We start from the raw sequence: 6,000 nt of genomic DNA, 5'->3' as shown, positions 1-6,000 counted from the left end.
GCTGCGGCTCGGGTAGAGGAGGGCAAAGAGGATAAATCCTCTTCTTCACCCTTCGCTGCGGCTCGGGTAGAGGAGGGCAAAGAGGATAAATCCTCTTCTTCACCCTTCGCTGCGGCTCGGGTAGAGGAGGGCAAAGAGGATAAATCCTCTTCTTCACCCTTCGCTGCGGCTCGGGTATATGAAGAATATGCTGAAAAGAACGGCTTTTCCTTGAATCCCAATAAAAAAGTGGTGGAAACGATCGTTAAAAGCTTGCTGGAAAAAGAAAAGAATTTGGGGGCCAAATATTGCCCTTGTCGGAGAGTAACGGATGACGCAGAAGAAAACAAGAAGATTGTCTGTCCTTGCGCCTACCATCTGGAAGAACTTGAGAGAGACGGTAAGTGCCTTTGTGGACTGTTTGTCAAAAACGTAATAAAATAAATATATAAGGTCGAAAACTTTAATTTTAAAACTTTTTAAATATGTTTGATTTAAAAAACAAAGTAGCCATTGTTACCGGAGCCAGGAGGGGAATGGGTAAGTCCCATGCTTTGACTCTGGCAAAAGCCGGAGCCAAAGTTTTGCTTTCCGACATTTCCCAGGAAGAATGCCAGCTGGTGGTTGATGAAATCGAAAAAGCAGACGGAGAAGCAATGGCAGTAAAGTGCGACGTTTCAAAAAAAGAAGAAGTGGAAAAAATGGTAAAGACAGCTATTGATAAATGGGGTAAGCTTGATGTTCTGGTTAACAATGCTGGCATTTGCCAGTTCAAGCCTTTTCTGGACCTGACTGAAGAAGAGTGGGACAGAACTATTGATATTAACCTAAAAGGATATTTCCTTTGCGCCCAAACAGCAGCCAAGGAAATGGCAAAGCAAAAGTCAGGAGCGATTGTTAATGTGGCTTCCATTGCCATGGGGCAGGTGGGAGTCGGTTTTTCAACCTTAGCCCATTATTCCGCTTCCAAAGGAGGCATAGTCGCTATGACAGAAACAATGGCTATAGAATTAGGCCCCTACAATATCAGGGTTAATGCCATTGCCCCTGGCGTTATTGGAACGCCGATGATTGATCCTATAAAGCAGGATGAAAAAACAATGCAGGGCATTTTAGCTAGATTGCCTTTAGGTCGAGTAGGCAAATCTGAAGAAGTATCCAATCTTGTTTTATTTTTGGCTTCAGATGCTTCTTCATATATGACAGGTTCAACCGTGGTCATTGACGGTGGCTGGCTTTCAGTTTAATGGCTGGAATTACGGAAAATACAACTTTATCTGAAATTCTGGATGATCCAAAGTTCAAGGAGATTTTAGCCAGATACAATTTTCCCTGTTTGTCTTGTCCTTTTGCCCAGTATGAGGTGAAAGGTTTAAAGCTTGGAGACGTCTGTAAAATGTACGATATCGACGTCAAAAAACTGTTAAAAGAGTTGAACGAAGTTATTAAAAAATAATATTTGTGATATATTAAATATATGACAAAAAAAGTAAATAAAATAATAATTTTAGTGGCTGTTTTTTTGGCAGGAGCTGTTGCTGCTTCAGCCAGCGTTTATTTAGGCTATGGGACGATAAACAAGTTGCTGGGTAAAGACTTGCCAGCTGACCTTGCTGCTGAAAACGCCGTCAAATACATTAACGAGAATCTTCTGGCTGAAGGCAATGTTGCTTCTTTGAATTCCGTTTCTGAGGAAAAAGTAGTTTACAAATTTGCCATGCAAATAGGCAATCAGGAATACGAGTCTTACGTTACTAAAGACGGAATGTTTCTGTTTCCGGAAGGATACAGGATGAAAGGGGAAGTGGAGGCTTCGGCAAAGAGCGACAGGCCTGACGTTAAGCTTTTTATCATGAGTTACTGTCCTTACGGACTGCAGGCTGAAAAGATGTTTTTGCCTGTTTATGATTTGCTTAAGGATAAAGCTGACATGGGAATATATTTCGTTGACTACATTATGCACGATAAAAAGGAGATCGATGAGAACTTGAGCCAGTATTGCATTCAGAAAGAGCAAAATGAAAAATATGCTTCATATCTCAGCTGTTTTGTCGTATCTGGAGATTCTGCTGCCTGTCTTTCTGAGGCTGGGATAGATACAGAAAAGGTTAATAGCTGTGTTTCACAGACAGATGAAGAGTTTAGCATCACTTCGCTTTACAACGATAAAAGCACCTGGCTGAACGGTACCTATCCCAAGTTTGACGTGCAGGCTGATCTGAACGAACAATACGGGGTCTCCGGTTCACCGACAGTGGTCATTAACGGCAAAGTGGTTGATGTCAGTCCGAGAACTCCGGAAAACTTCAAGGAGATTATTTGTCAGACTTTCAATTCGCAGCCTGATGAATGTTCCCAGGCTCTTTCTGAGGAATCTCCTGCCCCGGGATTTGGCGGAGGAACAGGTTCTTCCAGCGATAATACCTGCGGTTAAGTTTATGGTCAGACTTTTTACCACTCCAATCTGCCCTTATTGTTATACCCTTAAAGAGTTTTTAAAGGAACATAATGTGGCTTTTGAGGAAATAGACGTTTCCCAGGATGCTAAATCGCGCGATTTCATTATCGAAAAAACAGGCAAGATGGAAGTGCCGGTGATCGACATAGAGGGCGAGGTTATTGCCGGTTTTGATAGGGAAAGAATCGTTAAATTATTAAAAATTAAAGATTAAATATGGCTGTAAAAATCGCAATCAACGGTTTTGGCCGGATCGGCCGGCCGACACTCAGAAGGCTTTTAGAAAAGCACAAGGATTTGGAAGTGGTGGCCATTAATGATTTGACGGACGCTGCTACCTTAGCCCATCTTTTGAAATACGATTCTTTGTACGGCATTTATAATAAGTCGGTTAAGGCTGTTGGTTCTGCTTTGGTTATTGACGGCAAGCAGATAAAAGTGTTGGTTGAGAAAGATCCGGCAAAGCTTCCTTGGAAAGAATTGGGTGTTGATGTTGTTCTGGAGTGCTCAGGTGTTTTTACTGATTATAATGGAGCTGCAAAGCATATCGCTGCCGGTGCAAAAAAAGTTATAATTTCCGCTCCTTCCAAAGATCAGGACAAAATACCTTCATACATTCTTGGAGTGAATGAAGAAAAGTTTGACCCTAAAAAAGACAAAGTAATAGATATGGGTTCTTGCACGACAAATTGTTTAGCACCCATTGCTAAGGTTTTGAACGAAAACTTCAAGATAGTCAAAGGATTCATGACTACGGTTCACAGCTATACCAATGACCAAAGGATTCTTGATTTGCCCCACAAGGATTTAAGAAGAGCTAGGGCAGCTGCCATGAACATTATTCCGACAACTACTGGAGCTGCTAAAGCCATTGGAAACGTAATGCCGGAATTGAAAGGAAAACTAGATGGAATTGCTTTGAGAGTGCCGACAGCCGTAGTTTCGATTTTAGATCTAATTTGTGAAGTTGAAAAAAGCACGACTGCCGAAGAAGTAAATTATATTTTCAAAAAAGCTTCCCAGGAAAAGAGTTTAGATGCTATTCTGGGAGTGGAGGACGCTATCTTGGTTTCTTCCGATTACAAGGGAAACTGTTTTTCTGCTATTGTTGATGCTTCTTTGACTATGGCTAATGATAATCTGGTTAAAATAGTTGCCTGGTATGATAACGAATGGGCTTATGCTTGTCGTCTGGCTGAAATGGCTGGATATGTGGGGAATAAGATGTAGTATTTAAGAGGTTCGAATCCTACCTCCGGAGCCCATTCGACTCGCTTCGCTCGCTCAGGGCAAGCCACGATAAAAATCGCCATTTCGGCGGTTTTTTGGTAGATGGGTTGACTTTTTTGCGGCATATTGTAGAAAGAAGATACTAAAAGAAAGGAGGGAGCACATTAACATGGCTATTAGAGTTGTTACTGTTACTGGAGCAGACGACAGCATTCGGCCGGAAGAGTTGGTTCCGATCGCCAGGGATTATCCCTTTGTTGAATTCGGCATCCTATTGTCGAAGAAACAACAGGGGAATAAGAGATTCCCGTCCCGTAATTGGTGGGAGAAACTGTATATCTTGTGGCGATACGAGAACCTTGCCCTGTCTGGTCACATATGCGGTGAATGGGTGCGAAACCTATGTCTTGGTGTGCCGAGTTTTTTCGAAGAGTTCGGATATACCTGGAAGATGTTCAGCCGTTTCCAGCTGAACTTTCATGCCGAGCATCATCCGGTCGATGACAGGAAATTTTCCGATTTAATCAGGCAATATCTTCCTGACAAACCCATCATCTTTCAGATGGATGGCGTGAACGAGAGAATCTTCTATTCCCAGGACGCTAGATGGGGAATCGCGGCATTTCCTCTGTTCGACCAATCAGGCGGGATCGGATTACTGCCAAACGAATGGCCGAAGCAGCCGTCAAATCAATACTGTGGCTATGCTGGAGGACTTTCGCCCGATAATCTGCAGGAAGAAATGGAGAAAATCTCTAAAGTGGCCACCGGTCAGATCTGGATTGATGCTGAAACCTTGTTGAGATCGGAAAATGACAAGGTCTTTGACCTAAAGAAAGTTCGTCGATTTTTAGAAGCGGCGAAACCGTGGGTAAAAGAAAAGCAGGACCCTTAAGGAGTAGCAAATGGATAATGCGAAAATATTAGAAGTGGTCCAGACATATCGCAAGTTTTTTGAGACAAAAGGCATTGAACCCATTGACTATCCGCACGAGTTAATACTTGATTCTATAGATTACGGGCTTGCTCACTGTCACGGAATGCTGAAAAAAATAGAACAATTTGTCAAAGAAGGACGGAGAGAAAAAGCATTCCGATGGTTGGGATTTGTACAATGTGCCGTGTGGATAACCTCCAATTATTCTCTGGAACAACTGATGAATCACAATCGTCCCGATGTAGAAGAGCCGGAACAAAACCCGCACTACTGGGGAGGATGGCATTATGTCGTAGAAGGCCATGAATTATATCGTTGCGTAATGAAAGTCTTAAAACGACAGCAAGGTAGGCCTGTGCCGATTGATGAAATTCTCAGCGATGATGGTGTTCTTTCATGTTATACACCAAATCATTTTATGCGTCTTTGCAATCCGCCCAATATTAAAAGGGCTAGGCAAGCTATCAGAGGCGCTATTGGCTACCTTCGGAGGGAAGGTCACATCGTTGAATCCACGAGAGAATTCGGGCCAACAGCATACATCTGGCTAGGTGATTAAAGGGAAAGAAAAGCGAAGATTAAGGTCCGCGACTTGTTACAAGGTCGCGGACTATTTCTTTCAAAATGAGACACTTCGACATACCCCTTTACAGTGTTTCATTTGTCTCATTTTAGCTTAAAATAGCCCCGACCGAGATGCATTGTGAGACACTCCCAAAAAGCCCTAATTTTCTCCTTAAACCACAGGTTCTAGATCGACTACGGGAGCCCATTCGACTCGCTTCGCTCGCTCAGGGCAAGTCACGATAAAAATCGCCAATCCGGCGGTTTTTTGGTAGAATGAAGTATATGAAAAAATTAATTAGTGTTATCGGCCACGATAAATACGCAAAAAGAATTCATTTAAAGATTGCTGAAAGGGTTGGGAAGGAAATTGCTTTAAGGGGCGGTATTGTATTATGTGGCGGAAAGAATAGAGGCGTAGCTAATGCTGTTGCAAAAGGAGCGAAGCAAAATGGAGGGTTGTCTATTGGGATATCTCCAGATTCCGATTTAACAAATGTCAGTAAATACATAGATATACCAATTTTAACTGGTGTAGGATTTGCCAGAAATCAAATAATTGCCTTTTCGGCCGATGCAATAATATCAATTGGTGGAGGAGTTGGAACTTTTTGTGAGATGGCTTATGGATATACGTACTCTAAACCAATAATAGTTATAAAGGGTCTCAAAGGAATGCCAGAGCCTTTTATTGGGAAATATATGGATAATAAGAAAAAAGTGAAGATTATTGGTGTCAATAGTGCCAAAAATGCAGTTGAACTTGCTTTTAAGTTGATAAAGAAGAAATAATTATCCCACTAAACAGGTTCTAACCCTTCGATGCGACTCA

At 42.2% G+C, this 6,000-nt stretch carries 9 protein-coding genes; all 9 read left to right on the top strand.

Annotation, left to right across the window (positions count from 1 at the left end; genetic code table 11):
- Nucleotides 1–210: 210 nt before the first annotated feature.
- The 9 genes from ISS83_02260 (at nt 211) to ISS83_02220 (ending at nt 5,960) form a co-directional block, all read left to right on the top strand.
- Entirely contained in the window at nt 211–423 is a 213-nt protein-coding gene (locus ISS83_02260; protein MBL7142451.1) for a ferredoxin:thioredoxin reductase, read from the top strand.
- A 41-nt stretch (nt 424–464) separates the two neighbouring features.
- The gene (locus ISS83_02255) at nt 465–1,226 is read left to right on the top strand and encodes an SDR family oxidoreductase (protein MBL7142450.1); all 762 of its coding nucleotides are present in this window, start codon (nt 465–467) and stop codon (nt 1,224–1,226) included.
- Complete coding sequence (locus ISS83_02250; protein ID MBL7142449.1) at nt 1,226–1,435, top strand: DUF1858 domain-containing protein; 210 nt, start codon at nt 1,226–1,228, stop codon at nt 1,433–1,435. Before ISS83_02255 ends, ISS83_02250 begins: the two co-directional genes overlap by 1 nt.
- Nucleotides 1,436–1,456: 21 nt before the next feature.
- On the top strand, nt 1,457–2,413 hold the full coding sequence (locus ISS83_02245) for a hypothetical protein (GenBank protein ID MBL7142448.1): 957 nt from the start codon (nt 1,457–1,459) through the stop codon (nt 2,411–2,413).
- A gap of 4 nt (nt 2,414–2,417) precedes the next feature.
- Complete coding sequence (locus tag ISS83_02240; GenBank protein MBL7142447.1) at nt 2,418–2,651, top strand: glutathione S-transferase N-terminal domain-containing protein; 234 nt, start codon at nt 2,418–2,420, stop codon at nt 2,649–2,651.
- A 2-nt stretch (nt 2,652–2,653) separates the two neighbouring features.
- Nucleotides 2,654–3,667, top strand: coding sequence for a type I glyceraldehyde-3-phosphate dehydrogenase (gap, locus tag ISS83_02235; GenBank protein ID MBL7142446.1), 1,014 nt, complete (start codon nt 2,654–2,656; stop codon nt 3,665–3,667).
- Between the two features lie 169 nt (nt 3,668–3,836).
- Entirely contained in the window at nt 3,837–4,562 is a 726-nt protein-coding gene (locus ISS83_02230) for a hypothetical protein (GenBank protein ID MBL7142445.1), read from the top strand.
- A gap of 10 nt (nt 4,563–4,572) precedes the next feature.
- Complete coding sequence (locus tag ISS83_02225) at nt 4,573–5,163, top strand: hypothetical protein (protein ID MBL7142444.1); 591 nt, start codon at nt 4,573–4,575, stop codon at nt 5,161–5,163.
- 290 nt (nt 5,164–5,453) lie between these two features.
- Entirely contained in the window at nt 5,454–5,960 is a 507-nt protein-coding gene (locus ISS83_02220; GenBank protein MBL7142443.1) for a TIGR00725 family protein, read from the top strand.
- Nucleotides 5,961–6,000: the final 40 nt, after the last annotated feature.

It is taken from the genome of Candidatus Paceibacterota bacterium, from assembly GCA_016782605.1.
In the GTDB taxonomy this organism is placed as follows: Bacteria; Patescibacteriota; Minisyncoccia; order Minisyncoccales; family RBG-13-42-11; genus BS750m-G71.
Note: the sequence above shows the minus strand (reverse complement) of the source record. Positions and strands in the feature narration are given on the sequence as shown.

What these genes read in the sequence shown, in the direction of transcription:
- ISS83_02255 (MBL7142450.1), top strand. Translation starts at nt 465, where the DNA reads ATGTTTGATTTAAAAAACAAAGTAGCCATTGTTACCGGAGCCAGGAGG.
- ISS83_02250 (MBL7142449.1), top strand. Translation starts at nt 1,226, where the DNA reads ATGGCTGGAATTACGGAAAATACAACTTTATCTGAAATTCTGGATGAT.
- ISS83_02245 (MBL7142448.1), top strand. Translation starts at nt 1,457, where the DNA reads ATGACAAAAAAAGTAAATAAAATAATAATTTTAGTGGCTGTTTTTTTG.
- ISS83_02240 (MBL7142447.1), top strand. Translation starts at nt 2,418, where the DNA reads ATGGTCAGACTTTTTACCACTCCAATCTGCCCTTATTGTTATACCCTT.
- gap (MBL7142446.1), top strand. Translation starts at nt 2,654, where the DNA reads ATGGCTGTAAAAATCGCAATCAACGGTTTTGGCCGGATCGGCCGGCCG.
- ISS83_02230 (MBL7142445.1), top strand. Translation starts at nt 3,837, where the DNA reads ATGGCTATTAGAGTTGTTACTGTTACTGGAGCAGACGACAGCATTCGG.
- ISS83_02225 (MBL7142444.1), top strand. Translation starts at nt 4,573, where the DNA reads ATGGATAATGCGAAAATATTAGAAGTGGTCCAGACATATCGCAAGTTT.
- ISS83_02220 (MBL7142443.1), top strand. Translation starts at nt 5,454, where the DNA reads ATGAAAAAATTAATTAGTGTTATCGGCCACGATAAATACGCAAAAAGA.